22 protein-coding genes are annotated in these 22,032 nt (G+C 42.8%); all 22 read right to left on the bottom strand.

What is annotated here, in order from left to right; genetic code table 11:
- Positions 1-63: 63 nt before the first annotated feature.
- Positions 64-1,497, bottom strand: coding sequence for a hypothetical protein (locus AB5213_RS02420; RefSeq protein ID WP_021738885.1), 1,434 nt, complete (start codon positions 1,495-1,497; stop codon positions 64-66).
- 412 nt (positions 1,498-1,909) lie between these two features.
- Positions 1,910-2,212 carry a hypothetical protein gene (locus AB5213_RS02415; protein WP_021738887.1) on the bottom strand — a complete coding sequence of 101 codons (303 nt, stop codon included), beginning with the start codon at positions 2,210-2,212 and terminating at the stop codon, positions 1,910-1,912.
- 37 nt (positions 2,213-2,249) lie between these two features.
- Positions 2,250-2,528, bottom strand: a complete 279-nt coding sequence (locus tag AB5213_RS02410) for a hypothetical protein (protein WP_044963260.1) — start codon at positions 2,526-2,528, stop codon at positions 2,250-2,252.
- Between the two features lie 15 nt (positions 2,529-2,543).
- The gene (locus AB5213_RS02405) at positions 2,544-2,723 is read right to left on the bottom strand and encodes a hypothetical protein (protein ID WP_021738889.1); all 180 of its coding nucleotides are present in this window, start codon (positions 2,721-2,723) and stop codon (positions 2,544-2,546) included.
- Positions 2,724-2,732: 9 nt separating this feature from the next.
- Positions 2,733-3,116 carry a TnpV protein gene (locus tag AB5213_RS02400; RefSeq protein ID WP_021738890.1) on the bottom strand — a complete coding sequence of 128 codons (384 nt, stop codon included), beginning with the start codon at positions 3,114-3,116 and terminating at the stop codon, positions 2,733-2,735.
- Positions 3,113-4,996, bottom strand: a complete 1,884-nt coding sequence (locus AB5213_RS02395) for a recombinase family protein (RefSeq protein WP_021738891.1) — start codon at positions 4,994-4,996, stop codon at positions 3,113-3,115. Before AB5213_RS02395 ends, AB5213_RS02400 begins: the two co-directional genes overlap by 4 nt.
- Before the next feature lie 271 nt (positions 4,997-5,267).
- Positions 5,268-5,864, bottom strand: a complete 597-nt coding sequence (locus AB5213_RS02390; protein ID WP_368276327.1) for a type IV secretory system conjugative DNA transfer family protein — start codon at positions 5,862-5,864, stop codon at positions 5,268-5,270.
- 115 nt (positions 5,865-5,979) lie between these two features.
- Positions 5,980-7,827 carry a group II intron reverse transcriptase/maturase gene (gene ltrA / locus AB5213_RS02385; protein WP_038269351.1) on the bottom strand — a complete coding sequence of 616 codons (1,848 nt, stop codon included), beginning with the start codon at positions 7,825-7,827 and terminating at the stop codon, positions 5,980-5,982.
- A 696-nt stretch (positions 7,828-8,523) separates the two neighbouring features.
- Entirely contained in the window at positions 8,524-8,829 is a 306-nt protein-coding gene (locus AB5213_RS02380) for a type IV secretory system conjugative DNA transfer family protein (protein WP_330379476.1), read from the bottom strand.
- A 254-nt stretch (positions 8,830-9,083) separates the two neighbouring features.
- A complete protein-coding gene (locus AB5213_RS02375) occupies positions 9,084-9,362 on the bottom strand; it encodes a DUF4314 domain-containing protein (protein ID WP_024852684.1) in 279 nt (92 codons plus the stop codon).
- A gap of 16 nt (positions 9,363-9,378) precedes the next feature.
- Entirely contained in the window at positions 9,379-9,690 is a 312-nt protein-coding gene (locus tag AB5213_RS02370) for a hypothetical protein (protein WP_044927369.1), read from the bottom strand.
- Between the two features lie 82 nt (positions 9,691-9,772).
- Positions 9,773-10,747 (bottom strand): ArdC family protein, encoded by a 975-nt coding sequence (locus AB5213_RS02365; protein WP_044927355.1) that lies wholly within the window; start codon positions 10,745-10,747, stop codon positions 9,773-9,775.
- A gap of 5 nt (positions 10,748-10,752) precedes the next feature.
- The gene (locus AB5213_RS02360; protein ID WP_007884625.1) at positions 10,753-11,559 is read right to left on the bottom strand and encodes a PcfB family protein; all 807 of its coding nucleotides are present in this window, start codon (positions 11,557-11,559) and stop codon (positions 10,753-10,755) included.
- Positions 11,560-11,561: 2 nt separating this feature from the next.
- Positions 11,562-12,851: a relaxase/mobilization nuclease domain-containing protein gene (locus AB5213_RS02355; RefSeq protein WP_007884624.1), complete on the bottom strand. Its 1,290-nt coding sequence runs from the start codon at positions 12,849-12,851 to the stop codon at positions 11,562-11,564.
- Positions 12,852-12,857: 6 nt separating this feature from the next.
- Positions 12,858-13,166: a plasmid mobilization relaxosome protein MobC gene (mobC, locus tag AB5213_RS02350; RefSeq protein WP_024852688.1), complete on the bottom strand. Its 309-nt coding sequence runs from the start codon at positions 13,164-13,166 to the stop codon at positions 12,858-12,860.
- Positions 13,167-13,170: 4 nt separating this feature from the next.
- Positions 13,171-13,308 carry a hypothetical protein gene (locus AB5213_RS02345; protein WP_346997023.1) on the bottom strand — a complete coding sequence of 46 codons (138 nt, stop codon included), beginning with the start codon at positions 13,306-13,308 and terminating at the stop codon, positions 13,171-13,173.
- 138 nt (positions 13,309-13,446) lie between these two features.
- Complete coding sequence (locus tag AB5213_RS02340) at positions 13,447-13,770, bottom strand: hypothetical protein (RefSeq protein WP_015513330.1); 324 nt, start codon at positions 13,768-13,770, stop codon at positions 13,447-13,449.
- An 81-nt stretch (positions 13,771-13,851) separates the two neighbouring features.
- Positions 13,852-14,664 carry a site-specific DNA-methyltransferase gene (locus AB5213_RS02335; protein WP_006426983.1) on the bottom strand — a complete coding sequence of 271 codons (813 nt, stop codon included), beginning with the start codon at positions 14,662-14,664 and terminating at the stop codon, positions 13,852-13,854.
- A gap of 11 nt (positions 14,665-14,675) precedes the next feature.
- Positions 14,676-15,422 carry a hypothetical protein gene (locus AB5213_RS02330; RefSeq protein WP_368276277.1) on the bottom strand — a complete coding sequence of 249 codons (747 nt, stop codon included), beginning with the start codon at positions 15,420-15,422 and terminating at the stop codon, positions 14,676-14,678.
- A gap of 6 nt (positions 15,423-15,428) precedes the next feature.
- Positions 15,429-16,406, bottom strand: coding sequence for a DUF3991 and TOPRIM domain-containing protein (locus AB5213_RS02325; RefSeq protein ID WP_004614519.1), 978 nt, complete (start codon positions 16,404-16,406; stop codon positions 15,429-15,431).
- Positions 16,406-17,566, bottom strand: coding sequence for a methionine adenosyltransferase (metK, locus tag AB5213_RS02320; RefSeq protein ID WP_368276276.1), 1,161 nt, complete (start codon positions 17,564-17,566; stop codon positions 16,406-16,408). The genes AB5213_RS02325 and metK overlap by 1 nt, the downstream gene beginning before the upstream one ends.
- Positions 17,567-17,654: 88 nt before the next feature.
- Complete coding sequence (locus AB5213_RS02315; RefSeq protein WP_055247154.1) at positions 17,655-22,031, bottom strand: SpaA isopeptide-forming pilin-related protein; 4,377 nt, start codon at positions 22,029-22,031, stop codon at positions 17,655-17,657.
- Between the last annotated feature and the right edge of the window lies 1 nt (position 22,032).

Genomic DNA, 22,032 nt, shown 5'->3' with positions numbered 1-22,032 from the left:
GCAAGTTTTCACAAAAAACAAAAAAGCACTTTGTCCTGTCCTTACGGAATCAACAAAATGCCCTTATAGTTCCAGATCACTGGAATGTGATCTTCCTTTATTCAGTTGTTTTCTCTCTGCCTCTTCTCTTTGAATCTTTGCTACGTTCAATGCAAGTTTTTCTCTGATTGACGGCTTCACTTCTTTTTTGATTTCTTCTACAACGGCTTTTTTCTTCTCTGGCTGTTTTAACTGACGGACAACCCTCACAACAGCTTTTTCCATCGCATATTCGATTTTTTTAATCAGACCGTCCAGCCTGTTTATCGCATATTCCTTTTCTTTTCGTGATGCCTTACGTTCCGGACTCTGAATCCATCTCTTAGAATCTTCCGCAAGACGAATGTCATCTTTTCTGGTAGCCCGCATTGTTTCCTCTGCGACTTTATCCACAGCCTTGTCATAGGCTTCACTGGATACTTCGTCAAGCAAGGTTTCCACATCTTCAATACGGAGGGTAAGCTGTTGCAGTTCCTCTCTCTGTTCTTCAATCAGCTCGCCCTGACTTAGAATCCGGTCAGAATTGGAAATGAAATTTTCTTTAAATTCTTTTTCCTGCTGTTCTATTTTTTCTTTCTGTGACTGGATAACCTTTTCATTTGCCCTGACATGGTTTGACTGCCTTGCAAGTTCCAGATGATTCGCATTGACCTTATCCCTCTGCTGATTGAGCATTTCCTGCTGAACCGCAATCTCTTCTTTCTGCTTCATTCGGATATAGTCCTGTTTCTCCAGATACTGCCTTCCTCCATAGGACGGTTCTTCGTCAATTTCCAGTCCATGACGTTTACAGATATCCAGGAACATTGTCCGGCAGGCAGAATCAAAAACAACCTTACGGTTATTTGTCTTTGATCTTTTCTTTTCCGGATTCGGAAGTTCAAAGCCAAGTTCTTCCAGTGCCGCTTCCTGTTTCGGTTCAATCTCCCCATACCGGTTCGTAGCATCGAATACATGACGCTCATGAATATGCGGAGTCGCTTCGTCCATGTGCAGTGACCAGTCAATGATATGCACATTAGAACCAAACCGCTCATCGAACTCTTTCTTGAATTCATCAAAAACCAAAACCAGCGTTTCCACAGAAGCGTGTTCATCTATCGTCCCAAGCTGATAGATACTTTCTTCCGGACAGGTCTTTTTATTTTTCAGAACATCTTCCACCCCTTTACATCTGTCGGGGTGTCTTGCTTTCTCATGACGTTTATTCTGGTTAATCACATAATCGCTGTAATGATCCACATAGTATGCCATCTCAATCTGGTTAAAAGAAAAATTATCCTCTTTTCCCCGGTCTGCCATTGTGGTATATCCCTGATAGCAGTCCCAGTAAATATTCTGACGGACACGTTCATTGTCAATATGCTCACTGTGTTCCGGGTCAAATCTCCGGTCATTGTGAAGCGGATTGTAAACACCGTCTTTCCCAGATCTGCCGTTATGCCTTGTGCCTTTCAATTCACATCTCTCCTTTTTTCAAGTTGTTTCCCCGGAGGGGATTGCAGCGAAGCTTCCAAAAGTCTCTGTCCCCGTTACAGACAGTACCCAGTACCATATGGCGAAACGCCATATCACTGGGCAATGGCTGCCGCCCTTAACCTGCTAAGGGCTTTGCCCCTTAACCCCAGCAAGATGCTGCCGCTCTTTGCAATCTGGGCACAAAGGACTTCCAGCCCTCTGTACTCCCAGCAGACAAAACGTAACTCCTGCCGCTGTCCCTTCAGCAGGATCTCCGTTCCGTCTGTTTTTCAAAAATCCTCTGCATCGGATTTTGTGAAAATATAAAAATGGGTAAAACAAAGGGCACTAACTTTTTACGGTTAATGCCCTTTCCTTTACTCATTCACTTTTCAGATAATTCCTGTATGTATCATTCTGATAATTGCTTCAGAACCATTTTAACATTCTTCCTAAGTTTCATTCCGTCCCTCAGTCCCAACCGGTAGAAAAATTCTTCTGTCTCTGCTCCACTGTTAAATATCTGGTCGCAATATTTTGTAATGGCCTCTTCCTGTTTCTGTGGAAGTGTGGCAATCACTTTTTTATATTCTTCCTCAACTTCATCTGGTTCTGTCACAGACGGCTGGCTCAGTTTCCAGTCTGCATACTCTTTTCCCATATGCTCCGTTATGGTCAGGTTGATAAATTCTTCAATCTCTTTTGTAATCTTCATTTAAGAATCCTATTCCTTTCTCCAGTGGTCTACTTCATCAATCTGATTTTGATTGTTTCCAGCCACACCACTGCCCAGCCAGAAAGCACAGCAGGATATAAAGTATAAAACCTGCCACAAGCATCCTGACCGCTTCTGTGCCTGTCTCCTGTCCGAATCCATACCCTAAAACTGCTGTAATGCAGATGATCCCCGACAGGATATGAAATACCGTTGCCGACAGCCATGTGAAGAACATAACCACCAGTTGTATCATTGTCAGGCATATACGCACTGGCAGTAATACGATTTTCACAATAATTCTTACAACAACCATGACTGTCCACCCCTTTCACTGTTTCAGATAACTACGATAGCTGTCTATCACAGAATCTGTCACACCGCTTTTGTAAATCTTTCGGATATCAACGATTTTTTCATCTTTCAAAAGTTTCAGCCAGTCCAGTAAATCTTTTCTGCTGTTTGCAAAATTACAACATCTTCCGTCTGCATATTCAATCCAGTATCTCATAAGTCCCTCCTACACATACACCAGTTCATTTAAAATAATTTCATCTACCCGGCTTCTTGCATTGTTTGCCCGGCGAACCCATTCCATCTGATCTCTGCTTTTCAATTCTTCCGTAATGCCTTCCTGCTCCATAATCTGTTCCATGAGGAAATCCCTGCGTTCCAAACACTGCTCATTCAGATCTGCGAGATACGTCCAGAGCTTACCACTCAATGTCAGATAGGAATACAAGCCACTCTTGTAATCTTTCAGATAGTTTCTGTGAAGACTTCCATAAAAACCAATCTCTCTTTTCTCTTCGGGTACTGCGATCAGTGGCAGATAGATTTCCCCGACAAGGATATAATCCAGACCATTACTGTTATCGTGAATGATTCTTTCTAATTTGCTCATGCTGATGCAACTCCTTTCTTCGGTTCTGCTGGGGGAAGCAGTGATAGCGGAATGAACACACCTTTTGCAATATCTTCCTGCCGGATCTCTTCTTTTTTTGCATCCAGTTCGGCTTTCTTTTTTGCCTTTGTCCGTTCATAGTATTCCTGCTGCTTTCCATTTGCTTTTCTTCTCAGGTAATTCTGGTGAAGCCTGTCTTTTCTGGCTTCCCGTTTTTCCATTTCTTCAATTTCTTCCGGTGTCATTTTCACCTCACCGAAATGTGGCGGTAAATATCTGCCGATGAAGTTAAAATAGATTTCCACTTCCTGTGTCGTCTCAACGCTTCCTTTCCGGTCACGCTCATGCACCACAATCTTTTCTACAAATTCATTCAGCATGTAAGTGGTCAATTCCTCAAAATTTTGGTATTTATCAACCAGAGCAATAAACTTCTCCGCTGATCTGCGACCTTCTTCATAGCCTGATAATTCAGCTTCCATATCTGCAATTTCTGCCGACAAATCTTTCTGTTCTTTAGAATACTGTCCATCAAGAATCGCATAGCGTTCATCTGGCAGCTTGCCAAGAATATTGTCCTCATAAATTCTGCAGATCAGTTTTTCCAGTTCCTGCACACGCTTTTTTGCCTCTGCCAATCTGCTTTTCAATCTTGTGATCTCACTGGACTGCTGTGAAGTCTGTGCCTTTTTTACTGTCTCCAAAAATTCTTCACGATTCAACTGTGAATACTCCGCAACAGCCTTTAAAAGTTCCTTAATCAGCTCCATAACCACATCAGCATTAATTCTGTGCTGTGTCTGGCAGAGTGTTCCAACCGGAACTTTAGAATATGCAGAACAAGTATATTGTGGTACTCGCTTGCCATTATTTACTCGATGGACATACATTTTGGAACCACAGTCTGCACAATACATCAGACCTGTCAAGGGGTGGGCTTCTCCCCATCCATCTGGATATCTTCTCACATTGCTTCGGATTCTCTGTACATTGTCAAAAGTTTCCTGATCTATAATGGCTTCCTGCGTGTTCTCAAACACCGTCCAATTATCTTCAGATACGTAATGGCTTTTCTTATCCTTGAAATGTTTTCTGGTCTTGAAGTTCACTGTATGACCAAGATACTCTCTTTTCTTCAGAATGCCTGCAACAGTAGAAGAGCCCCAGCCATAAGGATCTTTGATTTCTTCTACTCTGCCTTTCCATAATCCGGCATCTTTCTTTGCCATATGAACCGCTGGTATCTCAACCTTATCCTCTTTCAGTGCCTTGGCAATCTGATATGGTCCGTACCCATCCATTGTCATGTGAAAGATTCTCCGTACAACTACAGCTGCTTCTTCATCAACAATCCATACATTCGGGTCATCCTTGTCTTTCAGATACCCATATGGTGTTGTACTTGCCACATGCTTGCCGGATTTTCCTTTCGCCTTGAAAGTGGATTTTATCTTTTTACTGGTATCCCTTGCATACCATTCATTCATGATATTTCGGAATGGAGTAAAATCATCGTCCTCCCGGAAGCTGTCTACATTCTCGTTGACTGCAATCAGGCGGACATTCTTCTGTCGCAGCAATTCCATATATTGTCCGACTTTCAGATAATCTCTTCCCATTCGGCTCATATCTTTAATCAGAATCGTTCCGACTTTCCCCGACTCTACTTCTTTCATCATGGCAAGAAAGCCTGGGCGATCAAATCTTGTACCGGAGATACCATCATCAGTAAAATGAACAAGATTGGTAAATCCATGTTCTTTTGCATATTGTTCCAGCAGTTTCTTCTGGTTTGAAATACTGTTGGATTCCCCGTTTAATTCATCATCACGACTAAGACGTTCATACAACGCTGTCATGAATCCCTGTTTCTCTGTCATAGTCAGATGTCCTCCTTCCTTTGTTTATTAATTGCCTGTTCTCATCCCATATCCGTTCCTGTACCGGGTTCTGATGTTTCCGGGACGTATTAACCAAAAAAGACACGCTGAATGCCTATTCAGTTCTGGTATCACTACGGGCAGGCTGTTTCGTTTTCAAGGTTCGTGTAAGAAGTAAAAAAGATTCTTACACTAAACGAAATGCTCAGAGGTCTTTTTACAGCCCCCTTACTGCATCTTTTTTGATTTCGTGTCATCTTTTTAAAGTTCCTTACACAATCTCTGTACTGACGAAACAAAATACGGACATGTTTTGAAATTGTTTTTTACAAAATACAATTTTGTTCTTTAAGGTAAAAAAATAAGCCTCAAGAGACTTTTTAATCATTTTGGAGCTCCAACTCTTTAAATTTGATTGATTAAGAAGTCTCTTCAAACTTACTACACCGGCCGCCTGCTTATAAATGGCATACTGCTTGACCGCAATACTCTCTGGGTCCCGCATTTCCAGTCTTTCAAACAAAATGTCCAATGGTGACTGGTAATCCTCATCATCTTCTTTGACCTGTGCGCTTCCAAGCATTTCCATAATCATCGGGAAGTTCTGTTCTTCCGGTGGAGCTTCATGCAGTAAATACAGCATAAGTGCCTGTAAAAGTGCAGTCTCTGACTTTTCCCAGAACGGGTCCGAGCTTTGTGCACCTTTCGGTGTCGTGTTGCGGATCAGGTTGTTAATTAGTTTCAGCACATCCTTGTCATCCCGGACATACGCAAACGGATTATAACACCAGGAAGTCTCCGGATTGATCAAATCAAAAACCCGGACTTCATATCCATTCCGTTCCAGAACACCTCCTGTTTTGCGCAGAAGTTATAGCGATAGGTAAGGCTTTGAAGTAATCTCCACCTTTTCCCCCGCTCTACACCGTACATGATGCTTTCGCATCATACGGCGTGCCATCATACTCAAGTAAATTTATAAGTTATCTTTTCTTAATTGGTAGTAATCCATAATTTTCACGCAATCGGTTGAATCTCCTTCTTTGCTTATCGTCCATATTGAATTTCTTCATTATTTTGATAGTTTCTGAAATATCCTCTGTCATAACAGCTCGCCATATTTCCTCTGAAATAAATGCGATATTGGTATGCTTATCTGTACCACCTTCACCTACTGGAATTTTCCTTATACATTTCATTTGATGTACATTCAGCCTATTTCCCATGACATAGCAATTCCCCTGTTGCACGAGGTATGCAGAAATACTATTATCATTAAATTCAATGCTTTCATTAGGATTCCTATACTTCATCACATTTCGTAATTCCTGTGTTTTTACACATTGGACAGATTTATGAATCTTTTCTCTTCCTTTTGCTGTATAGCTGGTAATATCTTGTGAGAAATTTATAGGATGTTTGTGATGGACTCCTGTAAGTGGCAGTAGTGGCATTTTGCCTACTGTTATAATTTTGGTTTCTTTCTTGATTCCTACAGTTTTCTGTTGAAATTCATAGGGCGTTTCCGCAAACGGAATTGTACTTCCAATACATGATAATCTGGTTCTAAAGGTTGGTAAGAGAGCGTAATTAACATCCGTTAGATTGTTATATATGTTGGTAGCAATACAGTAATAATTCTGTATCCCTATCACTGCCATGTTATAGGCATTGATTCTACCAACAGTTGTGTGTTTCCTTATATTAATCACTTTTGCCTTTAATTCAGCAGTAACCTTTTTGATGGCTTTATCGCTCATATCAGTTTTAGCAATGTATCCATATCTGGTCTTGCCTTTTGGCAGGACTTTAATTTTGAATCCAAGAAAATCAGAAGAGTTCTTTCGGAGATTAACAACTTTGGACTTCTCCGGACTAATGTCGAGTTTTAATCTTGACTTTAAAAAGTCTATTGTCGCATGATAATATCTTTGTGCATCCGTATAATTTCTGCACATAATTTTAAAATCATCAGCGTAACGCACTACATACCCATCTTTTAGATTTGTATATTTTCGTGCATAACTCAACCAGCCCTTACTTCCTTTCATGTTGCCTTTCTTCACTCCATTTGGTGTAAAAGTCTCCCACTGGCTACTTACCCACCAATCAAGTTCATTCAGCACAATGAGCGAAAGTAGCGGACTAATCAGCCCACCTTGCGGTGTACCCTTGTCCGGTATTCCTTCTCCTTCAATTTCTGATTTTAATATTTTGCTAATGATACATAGCAATCGTTTATCTCGTATACCTAATGTCCATATCTGTTTTAGCAGCTTCCCGTGGTTTACATTATCAAAGAAGCCCTTGATGTCCACATCCACACAATAATAATGTTTATACATATTTACCATGCTTACAACTCTGCTGACCGCATGGTGGGCATCTCTATTTTGCCGGAATCCATAGGAGTGATTATGAAACTTAGGTTCACAAATCGGCTCTAACACCTGTAAGATACACTGTTGTATCAGTCTATCCCAGATACATGGAATCCCTAACGGACGCTTTTTATCGCTTCCGGGCTTAGGAATAAAGACCCTCCTGACTGATTGCGGATGATAATCTGCTAATTGTTTTCTGACAGTTTCAATTACTTCCCTGTCCGATAGACCTTTGATATCCTCGATTGTTTTACCATCTGTACCAGCGGTTTTACTTCCGCTATTGGTTTTTAGGTTTCGGTATGCCAGGCAAATATTCTGCTCTGAACCGATAATTTCTAATAACTTATAAAAGTTGTTACCATTTTTGCTCTGCTGATACAACTCATCGAATGCTTTCTGCATATCGTAATATTCGTTGTACCGGAGCTTAGCTTTCTTTTGTATGGTCTGTAACCTCCTATCTGGGAGTTATTACATCTCTTAGTCTTACTCGAACCCATACCATTTGTGACTTATTTACTCTAATGTATGACTAGTGGCTATCCCTCCACCGCTTGTTATCACGGTTTCATCGGTACTATGCCACCGCTTTCACTGACATTATCTCCCTTATATCATCGCTAATCTCACGATGATTTTCCCGTTCGATACGTTTCATAGACAGTAAAATCTCCACGCTGTCAGCTTACGACGTTCCGAATGCGTTATCTGTTCATATATACCCGTAGGTTCCCATCTCTGAGCCTGCTACCACATCAATGCCTGTAACATTGCACGGATTTTCATAAAGGCAGAAGTCTTACTCACCCGCAGTAGCAACACTAGTTGTGTTACTAAGCATTTCTACTTAGTCCCGATATAGACCCGTACATTCGAGGGTTCGTCAGTGGATTATTTAACATCCACCATTCTAACCATAGGTATTTTATAGACTCCCGGCATATAGGATACACCATCCACCTCTAGACAGCTTTCGTCAACTACTATTGTTACGGTATCTCTCTGCCGACTTCACCGGGCTTCTGACATTTCAATGTTTACTCATTTCCATGCCAGCCGGAGTATTAGAGTAGCCTTTCAGGGCGTTACCCCTTCATTCGACTATTCACGCATTCAGTTCTCCAACTCGAACTAATTTCATTACAATAAACAATGATTCAGTTGAGATGTGCCAGTCCTTTTCAGACTGGAACGTCTCGCACCCGCTTTCGGATCTGTGATCACCATCGAGCAGTTGCACTGCATGATGTTCGGAATCGCATAGGTCCGGCTCTTTCCTGCCCCGGAACCTCCGACTACCAGCACATTTAAATTTCGTTTATGCTTATATCCATCCAGTCCCATGCGGAAATGCTGTGTCAGAAGCAGATTATTCGTGTACTGCTTTTCGCAGTAACGTCTGCAGATTTCGGACACGTTGCCCCATTTTGCGGAACCATGTTCCACGCCTCTTCTATAATTTCTTTTTTGGGATTCATAAATACCAATGCCTAAGAAATAGGCTGCTGTGAATATCAGAATACATTTGAACGTATACGGTGTATACGTGATAAAAAACGGCTGTTCGAGTTTTTCGCTCAGCGTTTCTAAGATTTGAATAAAATTCTTATCCGGTGTAATGGCACAAGCGGTAATCGCTGCCGCCCACCAGACAAATGGCAGAAAGACAAGATACAGAACCCAGTCCTGCTTTTTTGTACTTATCTCTGCAAGTCAGATTCTCTTTTCTTGCGTGGCTTTTCTTCTGGATGTCCCTGTCCTTCTTTCTTATGAAAGGAATCCACTCCCGGTATCAGTGAGAGACTTCTGCCGTTGTCCCACTTAACACCAAGCTGGCCTGCATCATCCACATACTGCACAGTTCCTTCCAGTCCCTGCGGCATACCCGCTTCTCCATCCATCGAATTCAGACAGATTCTTGTTCCTGCCGGATACTGTTCTCTAAGTCTTGCCACTTTTTCTCTTGAATAAATGACCAATCAACCACTCCTTTCTCTACCAGAACATGTGTCTGCTAGTATTCGGTTTTGCAACCTGAATAATAACTTTATCTATTCCATCACTGTATCTTCCGGCTGCAAGATATTTACTTCTGAGTCTGTTCAGTGCCTTACGGATCTGCCTTTGTTCCCCGGCTGTAATCTGCAGTCGTTTCTGAGCGAGGTCGTATTCACTTACTTTTTTCAGAAGAGCTTTCGTTTCTTCCAAACATTCATCCTGCTCACTCTGCGCCTGTAGCTCATCATTCAGTGCCACCACGAACATATTTTTCATAATGTTATCCATCTTCAAATAGTATTTTGTCATCTGGCTGACCTCCTTTTTTGTTACACCAACCATATCACAAGACCTCCGTAATAGCTACTCCAACCGTCCAACTTTTTCACTTTTATCGTTCCGGCTGGTTCTTTGCTTTTTTCTCTTTTCCAGATGCTTTTTCATCCTTGGTTTCCGGTGTTTTTACAGGGTCTCCGATTGCGAACTCATCGGTTACATACTCCTGTTCCTTTGCACCAAAATTCCGTTCGATATGGTTTCGGATACTATAGGAAGCCTGACGGACATCATTTAAAAAGTCTCTCAGTTCCTGTGGATCTTTCTTTCCACATTCATTTCTCTGTGCAATATACTCCAGATTGAATCCGGTAACATCCACACCATAACGTTTCGCAATCACATAGGCTGCACAATAAGCCTGTGCACTGACTTTCTGTCGGCTGTAGGTTCCGGTATGCTGGTCCAGTGCTGCACACGCCAGTTCTCTGTTCAGTGCATGGAATGTCGTTACTTCACTCATTCCGTTGCGGATATAAATGGTACGGTATCTCGGATTGTACTGGGCCTGCACTTTGTCTGGCAGATCATCCTCAATCTGCACACGTACCGACTGGTCTTTTAAGACAGTTCCTATCAGTTCTGTCAGACTTCGCTGAGGGCGTTCTTCCAATGGCTTTCCAGACATCTGACTGATGTCAAATCCTTTTCCAATCGTATACCCTCTCCGCATTTCTCCGTCTTTTTCGTATTCAGTGGAAATCATATAAGTAATGCCATGTTCCCCGACTTTGACCGAACGGTGTTCTTCTCTCCAGCGTTCATAAGACCTTACCACCTTAAAATCTGGATGCTGTCCGTAAATCAAAAGCAGATTCGGTGTTCTCTGGGTATTACACTCTGCCATAAAGTCCAGAAAGCCTTTCAGTTTTTCTCCATCCTGAAAAACTCCCTGTGCCTGTGAATCTACTTCAGCCCATACCTCTTCTCTTTCCTGCTGTTTTTTGGCTGCATATTCTTCTTTCGTCAATTTCTGTTCAGGAACCTGCTGTTCTTCCGTTCCCCCTGAAATCATATCTGTTAAATCCATATACATTACCTGCCTTTCGTTTTCATATTCTTACGTTTCTTCCGGCTCTCTCTGGCATTTTTCCGTCTGTCCGGCCTCTTACGTTTCTCTTCCTGTTCCTTGCGGATATCTCCGAGTTCTTTCCGCACAGATGGTTTTTCATTCTTTTCTTTCCAGCTAATTTCCCGATCGGAAGAAGTATTTCTGTTGCGCGAGAAAGGTTCGGATGGATTCTTTTCTTCCCCCTCCTGCGCCTGTGTAAAATTTCCTTCCGGGAAAGCCTCATCCCCAATCTGGAACATTTCTTCCGCATCGTCCAGTTCAAATTCTATCTTGCCTTCCGGCAGGACAACGGTCTCTGTCCGTACATTCTCCCCGGTTTCTTTTTCCATCTGGTTTTCTGCCTTTTCCGGTGCAGTCTCTTTTTCCACTGCTTCCGTAACCATAGAGCCTGATTCTGCTTTTACAAAATCCAGATTCATCCGGTCTAATACCCGATTCATCTTCGCTGCATCATCTGCAAATACCATGACCTCTGTCTGGTCCGGATTCACCTTATCTTTGATGACTACATATAAGATACCTCTCGCCTTGGCTTCTTTTGCAAATTCTTTTAAACGGTCACCCGGAACGGTAAAAAATTTCATCGGGCGCTGTTCCTTTAACATTCTGGTAAGTCTTGTTTTCCCTCTTGTCTTTTTCTGGTCCTTCAAGGCGGCAGCAATAAAGACTGCCACATGCTTTGCTACATTCCCGGTGATCTTCAGCGAATACTCCATCCCTTCCAGACTGTACCGTACCACCTGATCTGCCGGTTCTGCTCCGTAATTCATACTTATCTCACCTCCTGACTTTTCTGCATTCTTTCTTTATCTTCCACACGTTTTTCATTCTGGCTCTGTTCTTCCGCTTCCTGAAGTCTCGCTTCGATTTCCAAGGAATGTTTCTCAATCTGAACGGTCATACGAACTTCCTTACGGAGTCGCTTCAATTCCTCATTGATTTCGGACAATCGTTCTTCCCCAGTCTCCCTGCCCCCATTCCGATACAATCTTCTGCGTTCTTTCATAAGTTCCGCAATCTGCTTTTGCAATGGCTCTCGGTACGCGGCAAGCTGCTCTCTGGTTATGATGTCATGTTTCAGTAGAAATTCAATCTGTTCAATCCTGCGGTCCAGTTTCCGGATATCCTCTCTGACAGCGTATGGACTCCTTTTCGGTCTTTTTGGCAGTACCCCCATTTGATATAAATAGGAATAATACAGTGCCTGAATCCCGGTCAGTTTCTTTTTGGGATGAATCTGTACTGCCTTTTGATAGACTCGTTTCACCTTTGGCTGTAGTATCTGCCCACGTATTTCCTCTTCGGAATAGTTTTTTCCGAGAGAACGCAGACGGATATACCGCTCCATTCCCGGAGCTTTTAAAGAAATGTATTTCCTGTTCAGTTTCCATGTATAACCCCGCTTTTCCATCTCTTTTAGGAATTGTAACCAGGAGTAGCTTTCCTGTACCGATTCCCTGATATCCAAACGGATCGCCATTCTCCATGTCGGTTTTCCTTCCTGTTCTGCTTTCCACTGTACATAAGGGATTGATTTTTTCTGATTGGATTCAATGATAGACAGACCATATTTTCTGCACAGGTCATCGGAAATCTTACGGATCTCCGTATAATAACTCTTAGCATTACTATGGTACTTATGTCCGTCCACCATGCTTACAGAATTCCAGACAATATGATTATGATAGTGTCTGGTATTAAGATGTGTTGTTATGACTACTTCAAACTGTCCTTTTAAGAGCCGGTCTGCCAGTTCCTGCCCGATGAGATGTGCCAGTTCCGGTGTCACCTCACCTTCTGCAAAACTCTGTACCAGATGGTATCCTTCCACACCGCCCATCTTATGGAATCTCTTTTTCGTTGTCAGCATATCTTCATACGCATTTTCATTGGTGCATCCGATGGTATCTTCGAAGACCGCTTGTTCCGTCTTTGTCCGGTTCATGGCATAATCAATGGCAGCCTCCAGAGAGTCTGCTTTCTGTGTGGTTTTTTCTTTGTCTTTCACATATTCGATAGAACGGTCCAGGCGGTGGACGGGGATAACACTTGTATAAGCCATCTGTCATTACCACTCTTCCTTTACCAAATGCCATGTCTCTTTGGTAAGCCGGAGCATTTCCTGCACACTCTGCTCACTTGCCATTCCCGAAGCATTCGCAACATGGGCAAGCTGGTTCGCATTATTGCACAGACCCGCTATCTTCCTAAGCAGTTCCGGGTGATGCTCACAGGGTTTTGCGTGTACCTGTGCTCCTAAGATCAGCGAACGCATAAACTCTTCCCGACTCAGTCCGCTTTTTTCCACCTGTTCCTCCAATTCCCTGAGTTCCCTTGCATTTAACCGCACCGGGATCACATGGTTTCGTTTTCGCATTGCATCACCGTCCCTTCTCTTTCATCATATCGCCAAGCTCCTGATCCGACCGTTTCGCAGTCACCATGCAACAGGTCACCACGACTCCGAAACAACCTCCACACATCAATGCGATCATAATCATGACTCCGTCTCTTAACATAGCTTATCCTTCCTTTCCATGTTCATTTTGTATTCGGGGGATTGGGGTTCTCCCCAAAGTGCGTTTGGATATCCAAACGCTATGCTTGCAAAACGAGTACCGCCAGTTTCTGTATCACCCGGCATACCCGCCTCTGATTTATTTCGATTCTTTGATCTGTACCAGTCCATCAAGTGTCGTACAAATGATATGGAGTCTGTCTGCCATACTGATTTCGGTATTCATTGTTCCTGTCACTTCTTTCCCACATACGACTACCATCCGGCATCTCCGCAAAAGAATATGGGACATTCTTCCATATCCCTGCATATCTTCTGCATCGGATTCTTCCAAGAATGGTGAGAATACAAATCTCGGACAGATTGGTACATACCCAAGTTCATAGATTTTTCTGCAATATTTCTGCACTTTTACCCGGCTTTCTTCTGCTGAACAGCACACATAAGCCAGCGCCTGTTCCATACGCTCCATCTCCTTCCTGCATCCAGTTGGATGCCATGCATTTTCTCTATAAAAAACAAGATGTCCAATTGGACATCCCGGCTACTTTTCATCCTCTTTCTGCTCTGCTTCTAATGCAATTCTCACTCTGTCACTTCCCAGTTTGTAGTAGGCATCTGTTACCTCAATTCCCACTGCACGATAACCTGTCATAACCGCTGCAAGGACAGTTGTTCCTGCTCCGGCAAACGGGTCCAGGATCAGACCTCCCGGTTCACAAATCTGGATGACATCTTTCATAAGCTGCAACGGCTTCTCTGTCACATGAATCCGGTTCTGCGGATTTCCATATCGGAAGACGCCCGGCAGACAAGATACTGGACGGTTGATTGGCATCGGTCCGTTACTGCCCCACACAATGTATTCAGCCTGCTGGCGGAAACGGCCTTTCTGTGGACGGGAGTTTCCCTTATCCCACACCGCTGTTCCTCGCCAAATCCATCCTGCCCACTGCAATGCATCGGTAATCGATGGATACTGACGCCAGTCAATGAACAGACAGATCGGAGCTCCTTTCTTGCAGGCTTTCCGCACATCGTAAAGCCACTCGGCCATCCAGTGAGTCCATGATCTCTGATCTTTATTGTCCCCATCAAAATCCGGAAGTGCATTTGCAGCACTCATACTGCTGTATTTCTGGTTTGTAGTACGATTTCTTTCATTCTGCTTTGTTCCACCGGACGCATACGGTGGATCGGTAATGACTGCATCAAAGATTCCCGGCTGGAATGCTTTGACCAGTTTTAATGTATCTCCATGTAATATTCTCCAGTTTTCCCCTTCGGCATATTCCTCTGGGTATGTTCCCTCTTTCATAAGTTCTTCCAAACTCAGGCCATTTGTCATAGGCATCATCCTTTCTTTTCTCAGCGTTCCGGCTGATTTTTCTTCTTTGTCTTTTTATTTTCTTTTGGTGGTGGACTCAACTCGGTTTCCACATATTCACTGATAATCAAAAGTGCTTTGTAATAGTCCCCACTTTCCAATACCCTTTTACACATTTCTTTTGCTTCTGCTGTCTGTTTATTCTTTTTCAAAATAGTTGAGGCATCGCCCATAATGGAAAAAATATTCCCATTATGTCCAAGGAGCTGTAACTTGGGACGTTGTTTCTCAGGCTTTGTCGGAATCTGCTCTGTTTTCTTCTCATACATTTTCGGCTGTTCTATATCAGGATGCCAAAAATGCACATTCAGCGTTCCTCCATCTACCTTGATATCCCTCTGCTCAAATCCTTCACCCCAACCGTCACTGTACTGTCCTGTAATGTATTCAGTGAATTCCTGTAGTTCTTCCTGACTTAAAAGTTCATTTAATTCCAGTTTGGTACATCCGTACAGGATTCCGTCTTTGTTTTCTATCGTAACAACTGCACTTTGTATCTTTCCCTGAATGGACTCACTTCCATCAAAATACTGCATGAGATCATCTTCCCCATAGCGTTTCAGTTCTTCTCGGATGACTTCTTCATAATCGGCAAGTTCTGTTCCATCTAACGGCATTCCATATTCATCACTCTCCGACCAATCTTCTTCCCATTCGGATTCTTCTGAATAAAGATTTCCAATCAGCTCTGTCAACAGATGTATGTGTATCGTTCCTTTTTCTTCCATTCTCTATCACCTTCTTTCTAATGGTCTGTCCCTGCATTTATTTGCCTGCTTTTTTTCTTTCGCAAGGTCTGCATAATCTGCCCCTTCTTTTTCCGGCAGATTGCAAATAATCTGATACGTTCCCTCGTAATGCTTTTTCATCTGTTCTTTCGCCCATCTCCCTGCAAAGTCATTATCGGTACAGATTTCAATTTCTTTGATTTCCGGATGATTCTTCAGAAATTCTTCCAGTGCGTCCGGCGGCTTTTTAAAACGTTCACTCTGTATCTGTGCGTTTTCTTTCGGAGCAGCGATTCCCCCAAGGGAAAGACGATATTTATCCCTATTTCCCTCTTCCAGTGTCATGTGTGCCAATGCATCAATACACGCTTCATATACGGCAACTCGCTTTGTTTCTCTTTCAGGTGGAATGCAAAAGCTGTACTTTTTTTCACTCCCGGTCTGCTCCATCTTGAATCCCTTCCCGTTTTTTTCATAGATTCCTCGCAGGAATGCATATCTTGCTTTTCTGGATTCATCTTTCCCAACAAAAACAGCGTTATGGTACGGGACACTTTCATAAAGGATTTCATGTGAAATACAATATGTGATCACTTCATCGCTGATTCCTCTGTGGTTTAAATAAGCCCTGATTCGTCTGCAATTACAATACCTCTCCGGCAACTTAAATGGCAGTTTTTCCCTTTCCACAGCCTGTGTCGGAATAAAAGACGGACTCTCTTCGCACAACAGTTTTACGGCATCTGTAAATTTCATTCCATCTACTTCAATCAGGAACCGCAGTGCGGACACGCCACCGATATCTCTGGATTTCCAATGCCATTTGCTGGACAGTTCATTGATTTTAAAACTGTCATGGTCCGTCAACTGCCATTCATTTCTGGTTCTTGTCTTTTGCAACCGCTGTGCCTGATGCGTCCGCAAATACTCATACGCAGTCATATTTTTTGCTGCCTGAATCTCTTCTTCCGTTACCCAGGGCATTACAGAATTGCATCCTGAAGATCCAGTACCTTATCCGTCCGCTCCCAAGGAAACTCCTTTCTTCCAAAATGACCAAAAACTGCCGTCTGCCGGAAAATCGGACGGTTCAGTCGAAGGGATTCCATGATCTGAACAGGTGTCACTCCAAACACCAGTGGGATTGCTGCCGCCAGACAATCATCCGCACACACTTTCCCTGTATCAAAGGTATCCACCTCAATCATAACCGGCTCTGCTACTCCGATTGCATAAGCCAGAGACACCTGACACTTGCTTGCAAACTCAGCAGCTACTATATTTTTTGCGATATACCTTGCCATATAAGCTGCCGAACGGTCTACTTTCGAACAGTCCTTTCCTGAAAATGCACCGCCGCCATGCGGAACCATACTTCCATAAGTATCCACCATCAGCTTTCTTCCGGTCAGTCCGGTATCTGCATCAAACCCTCCACACACAAATTTTCCTGACGGATTGATCAGAATCTTCGTATCCTCATCCGGCGGCAGTAATCTGAGTGCTGAGCGAAGCACTTTCTCTCTGATTTCGGCATCTAACTTCTTCAGGCTCTTTTCTGCACCATGCTGGCAGGAAACAACAACACTTTCCAGTCTCACTGGCTTTCCATCTTCATATTCTACGGTTACCTGTGCTTTTCCATCCGAAAAGATATCTTTGATATATCCGCTTCTTCTGCAAGCCGAAAGTTCACGTGTGATCCGGTGTGCCAGAACAGTCGGCATTGGCATAAGCTGCGAAGTATCATCACACGCATATCCGACCATAACACCCTGATCTCCAGCTCCCCTGCTTCTATCTCTTAATTTTGCGCCGATATTATACCGAAATTCTTTCGACACACTCACTGCTTTCGCAATATCTGGACTCTGCTGGTGTACAAACGTATCCATTTCTATCCCATCTGTACAATATCCACACTCTTCTAAAACTTTTCGGATCACATCAAACACTGGTGGTTCATATCCGCTGGTGATTTCTCCTGCTACAAACACATTTCCTCTTGTAGCAAGGACTTCACACGCCACTCTCGAAGATGGATCGTAACGCAGACATTCATCTAAGATTGCATCTGCTATCTGATCGCATACTTTGTCTGGGTGTCCTTCTGTTACTGATTCTGCTGTATAAAAACGTCTCATCATTCTTCTCCTTATATACAGACAGGGCAGAAGCTGCTTTATGCACATCTCCTGCCCTGTCAGATTGGTTTATCCTGTAATTCTTATTTTATTTTTCTTCTGTTTCTTTTTTGTTGTCTGTCATTTTTGACTTCTTTCTGCGGTATACAGTCACTCCTGTAGCTGTTCCAGCAGATGCCAGTGCAAGCAGAACAAACGCCCATATTTTCTGGTTATCACCTGTTTTTGGTGCATTTGTTTTTTCTGTTGTTTTCTCCGGTGTTCTGGCATCTTTCATTTCTACTTTCTGGACTTCCATTGTATCTTTCAATGTAAATGTGACATCTTCCGCAATCTCGTAACCATCCGGTGCTGTGATCTCACGCAGAGTAAGTTCTTCATTGACTGGGAGTTTTTCAACGGAATGTGGTTTTCCATCTGTAATCCACTCTTCCAGAACAGTTCCGTCTTTGCGGATAATCTGAAGCTTTGCCCCTTCCAGTTCTTTTCCGGTTGTAAGGTCTGTTTTTGAAATTTCCACTTTGGAATATTCATCTTTCATCTCAACCTTTGTCACACTGCCATCTTCTTTGACTTCAAACATCACATCGCTGGCAGACACATAGCCATCTTCATAAGGAGCCAGTTCCTCATGTAAGGTATAACTTCCTTCCGGCAGTCCGTAAATGACATGTTCTTCCTTACTGCTTACCCATTCTTCCACAACATTTCCGTCTTTATCAATGACCTGCAGTTTGGCTCCTTCCAGCTCATTTCCGGTAGTTGCATCTGTTTTTGTAATGCGTGTTTCTGTCGGCTGATTCTCAACTTCTTTGTTCAGTTCAATCTTTGCAAGATTCTGATTTTCGTAAGTTGCATCTACATTCCATACTTCCTCATTTGGAAGATATCCAGCTTTTCTGACTTCCTCTTTGACATAGTATTTTCCATGTGGAAGATCACTGTCGAAAGTAAGTGTTCCCTTTGCATCCGTTGCTTTCTTTTCCAGCAAGGTATCTTTCTCTACGAGAACCTCTCCCTGATTAGAAAGAATATCTTCTGCAGCATACAGTCCAAAAATAACACCTTCCAGCTTTTCGCCTGTGACAGAATCTTTCTTTTCTACTGATACGAAAACTTTCTGTCTTTCATTTTTATAGGTAACGCCTTCATAAACAACTGCCTGTGTATCATCCTCTGCTGTCAGGGTAAATTCTTTCTGTTCTGTATTTAGGACAAAATTCTCTCCTGCTACAACTTCTTTCAGATAATACGTTCCCAGTGGCAGATTGTTGATAACTGCTGTTCCATTTTCATCTGTAGTCAGTTTGGCTACCAGGTCATCTTTCTCATATCGGACAACTGGATTTCCTGCTTCGTCCTTTGCTCCGTCCGGTGAATAGATGGTATCTTTGGCATATATTTCGAATTCAGCGCCTTCTACTCCGGTTTCTTCATATTTAAAGCCTTTATAAATACCTGTTTCTTCTTTTCCAGATACGGCATTTCTTACTTTTGAAACCAGTGCTTTTACTTTTGCCAGAACAGAATCTCCGGTTACTTCGGTAAGCTGTTCTCCCTTTTTCGTCAGGAGCAGGCTTCCTACCTGTTCATCGTTTTTCTGTTCTACCTCTACAATCGCAGCTCCTGTATCTGGATCAATCTGATGTGCAGTGTTTGAGGATACTGTAATTACAATACCACTCTGTGGATTTTCTTTATATGTTCCTTTTGTAGTCTGTTCTAATGGTGAAATAATCGTTGTTCCATCATACAGGGACTCCTCGCTTCCCTGTCTTACAAATCCTTCCGGTGCTTTCACTTCTTCGATTCGGTAGGTAGAGCACTTCAGTTCCTGCGGTGTGATCAGATATCCTTCCTCGTTTGTTTCGAATACACTGATCTTTTCTTTCTTCGGATACTGAACAACCTGTTCCACATATTTCTTATTTGTCACATCGTAAATCTTATAAGAAGCACCAGCCTTTAAAACAGTATTTCCAGTCTGTGCATCCTTCTTTACAATTTTCAGCAAAAATTCAAACGGGCGGTCATCAAATACTCTCCACTGCATTGGCTCTCTGCTGTCATTTTCCACATTTACAACAAATGGATCAATGGTTTTCAAATTCTCAGGGGTAGTACTTTCCACTACAACATAACTTCCATACGGCAGTTCCGGGCTGACTGCATATCCTTTTGTATCAGTGATCAGTTCTGGTACTGGTACGGCTGTTCCATTCTCGTAAGTAACTGCAACCTGCTCTTTGCTGAAGTCATAATTTTTGAAATCGCTTGCTGTATAGCTTTCTCCATTGGCTGGCTTCAGTTTTCCATTTTTTACCTGTGTCAGGTCGCTGATCAGATATACCTTAAATCCTGCTCCTGCAACCAGGTCTGTTTCTGTCTGCTCTCCATCTTCACTGATTTTGATTAACTGGAATGCCTGTTTCTTTACCTGCTCTTTTACCGTAAGGTCTCTTGTCACTTCGGCAACATCCTGACCTTCATAAGTTACTGATACCTCGTATTTGGTAGTATCCAGTGTATATCCTTCCGGTGGAGTGATCTCTTTTACATACATTTCTCCAAGGTATAATTCTGAAAATTCCAGTGTTCCGTCATCTCCGATGACTCCCTGTGCAATCAGGCTGTCCTGTTTATACAGAACCCCTGTTGTGCCATCCGGATGCACGATGTCCTCTTTTGCATACAGACCATACACAGCACCACGAAGAACACTGTCCCCCTGCGCTTTAAATGCAAGTGTTTCTTTATCGATCTTTGCGATTTTCACCTTTCCGGTGACTCTCTCATCTGTTGCTGTTACAGTCATTGTCTTTCCGGCAGTAACAGCCACTTTATATACTTCTGTATTCAGTTTGTATCCTGTCGGAGCAGTGATCTCTTTCACGTACACTGTTTTCAGTGCAGAATCAAAATAATCGCTGACTGCTTTTCCGTCTGTTCCGGTTGCTGACATTGTCATCAGCAGATTTTCACACTTCTTATCAGTATAAATACCATAAACTGCTCCTGACAGTGGATTCTGTGTATTGACATCTTTCTTCATAAGTTCAATGCGTGTCATATTCAGCCACTGTACACTGAAGCTTACCGGCGCTGCTGTTTCGCTTTCAAATACACCGATATCCTGCTTGGAATCTCCGGTTGTCAACACCAGTGTTCTCCATGTCTTTCCGACAGAACCATATAAGTTGCCGGAAGCATAACTGCCTGTCAGTAATAAATCTGCGGACAGATAGAATGTATCTCCACCATAAATCTGGATTTTTCCATTTGTAACACTTGTTCCTTTGGAAAGATTATGTGCTGTCACATTTTCTGGTACACTCAGTGTCACATAGTTTCTGTGATCTCCAGACAGTGTGATATTTGGTGTTTTCTGGATGTTTCCATCCCGTACTGCATTCAGCTTTGTGCTTGAAAGGCTCAGTTCACCTTTTGGCGGTTCTTCCTGTCCAAACAGATAATTGATATATGCGATAACCCCTGCATTTACAAGGTCATTATAATTACACCCTGTAAATCCGGCTTCTCCTGCATAAGCATAGCTGGCTGCAATGTGTGTATACACATACTTTTCATCTTCCGTTTTTCCAGACAGATAACTTCCTGTCAGATCTCCTGCCCCGCCATAACCATAATAAAGGACTTTCTGCAGATTTTTATTGCTGTCCAGTACCTGTGCTACATAACTTCCACTCGGTGGGGATGCTTTCTGGGACTGAAGGCAGTATGCAATTTTTCCATTGACTGTAAACAGGCAAGTAAGATAATTTCCAATATAACTTGGATAATAAATAGTTCTCCCCTTTGTCAATGTAACTGTGGAACCGCTGCTTGTAGCTCTTTCAGCCGCAGACAATACCATCACATTTCCCTCTTCGATGTCCTCTTTCAGTTCTTTGATTGCCTGTGCAGATGCATCTTCTTCGGATGTTTCAATTTCTACATCTGTGTAGTTCTGCACAGGCGAATCCGAATCATCTTCAGATTCTGTATCTGACTTCTGTTTCTCTCCACCATTTTCTTCGGAATGTGCCTGTCCTTCGGTATCCGTCAGAGTCACTTTACGGGTGATGGTATAGCTGTCACTCTTATCTTTTGGAACGACCATATAAGTGGCAATATATGTTCCTGCTTTGTCTGAATGATACTCTCCACCATTCTCATCTTTGATACTTACAAGCGTAACATCTTCTTTTTCTGCATCATAATGGATTCCTTCCATACTGGTTTCCACTGCAAATGTATCATCTGAAACTGCTTTTGTGATATCATCTGCTGTAACTGATGTATCTTTCTGGCTTGTTACCGCCTGTTCAGATGCCTGTACTTCCGTCTGCTGTTCCGAGCCTGTCTGTTCGGCCGCAAACGCATTCGCACTGCTCAAGGTACTGATGCCCATCAGGACAGCCAGTCCAAAAGCAGCAATTCTGGTCTTTAATTTTCTAACCTTCATG

The sequence above is a fragment of the Coprococcus sp. RTP21204st1_G4_RTP21204_210225 genome (assembly GCF_040915385.1).
GTDB classification, from domain to species: domain Bacteria; phylum Bacillota; class Clostridia; order Lachnospirales; family Lachnospiraceae; genus Allocoprococcus; species Allocoprococcus comes.
Note: the sequence above shows the minus strand (reverse complement) of the source record. Positions and strands in the feature narration are given on the sequence as shown.